Below are 1,518 nucleotides of genomic sequence, written 5' to 3' on the forward strand. Positions count from 1 at the left end.
CAAGACCAGTGACTTAACGGGGTCTGAGTCGTTGACCGAGTGTGCCCAGGCCCGGACAGATGAAGTCGTCGGCGGACGAGCGGCTCTCGGATCGCATCGCGGTCGGGGTGCTGACACGGTCGTTCCCGCCGGAGCTGGTGGAGCGGGTGGTGACCGGGTGCGGGAGATCCGGGCAGCGCAACCGGCTGCTGCCGCCGCGGGTGGTGGTCTACTTCGTGCTGGCCATGTGCCTGTTCTCCGGGCAGGGCTATGAGGAGGTCGCACGTCTGCTGACGCAGGGGCTGGCCTGGGCGAAACGCTGGTCTGGCTCGTGGCAGGTGCCGACCACCGCGGCGATCTCCCGGGCTCGGGCCAAGCTGGGGCCCGAACCGTTCAGGGCCCTGTTCGCGCAGGTGGCAAGGCCGTTGGCGACGGAGTCGACGCCAGGTGCCTTCTATGGCCGGTGGCGGCTGATGGCCATCGACGGGACGGTCTTTGACGTGCCGGACAGCGAGGCGAACGCCGCGTACTTCGGGCGTCCGAAGACCCACCGCACCGAGCGGTGCGCGTACCCGCAGGTGCGGGTGGTGGCGCTGGCCGAGTGCGGCACCCACGCCATCACCGCCGCCGCCATGGGACCGCTGACGACTTCCGAACCGGTGCTGGCCCGCGAGCTGTTCGGCCACCTCGGCGAGCGGGACCTGCTGCTGGCCGACCGTGGTTTCACCGGGCTGGAGTTGTGGCGGGCGGCCTCGGCTGGCGGCGCGGACCTGCTGTGGCGCATCCGTTCCCACGCCGTGCTGCCAGTCCGCGAGGAACTGCCCGACGGCTCGTACCTGTCGGACATCGTCACGGCCAAGGACCACCGCAAGCGCGCCGACCCCACCGTGGTGCGGGTCATCGAGTACACCCTGGATGATCCCGCCCGCCCGACACAGGAGGCCCCGTACCGGCTGATCACCTCGATCCTCGACCACGAAGCCGCCCCCGCCACCGAGCTGGCCGCCCTCTACAGCCAGCGGTGGGAGATCGAGACCGCCCTGGATGAACTCAAGACCCACCAGCGCGGCCCCGCCCAGGTCCTGCGGTCCCGCTCGCCCTACGGGGTCGAGCAGGAGGTCTGGGGGCACCTGCTGGTCCACCACGCCATCCGCACCCTCATGCACGACACCGCAGGCCAAGCCGGCCTCGATCCCGACCGGCTCTCCTTCATCCGCAGCATCCGCCTCGCACGCCGACAGGTCACCGCGCAGGCGGCCTTTTCCCCCTGACCACCTGGCCACGGCCCTCGCGGACGGCATCCGGGAGATTGCCGCACGCCTGTTACCCCTCCGCCGCAGGCGCTCCAACCCCCGCGTCGTCAAAAGGAAGATGTCGAACTTCGGTGTCAAACGCGAGGAACACCGGCACACTCCCCAGCCCACCCTCGACCCAGCCGAGGCCGTCACCATCGCACCTCACTGGCGCACCACCCCGACCAACCCGCCAACCAAAGTCCCCAGAAGCTGGGACCGTTAAGTCACTGGTCTTGAGGCTAGA

At 69.8% G+C, this 1,518-nt stretch carries 1 protein-coding gene; it reads left to right on the forward strand.

What is annotated here, in order from left to right; genetic code table 11:
• The first annotated feature begins 41 nt into the window (after nt 1-41).
• Nucleotides 42-1,250 carry an IS4 family transposase gene (locus ACO1BR_RS44030; protein ID WP_426800738.1) on the forward strand — a complete coding sequence of 403 codons (1,209 nt, stop codon included), beginning with the start codon at nt 42-44 and terminating at the stop codon, nt 1,248-1,250.
• The last annotated feature ends 268 nt before the right edge of the window (nt 1,251-1,518 follow it).

Origin of the sequence: Streptomyces sp. YGL11-2, from assembly GCF_050054615.1 — a bacterium.
In the GTDB taxonomy this organism is placed as follows: domain Bacteria; phylum Actinomycetota; class Actinomycetes; order Streptomycetales; family Streptomycetaceae; genus Streptomyces.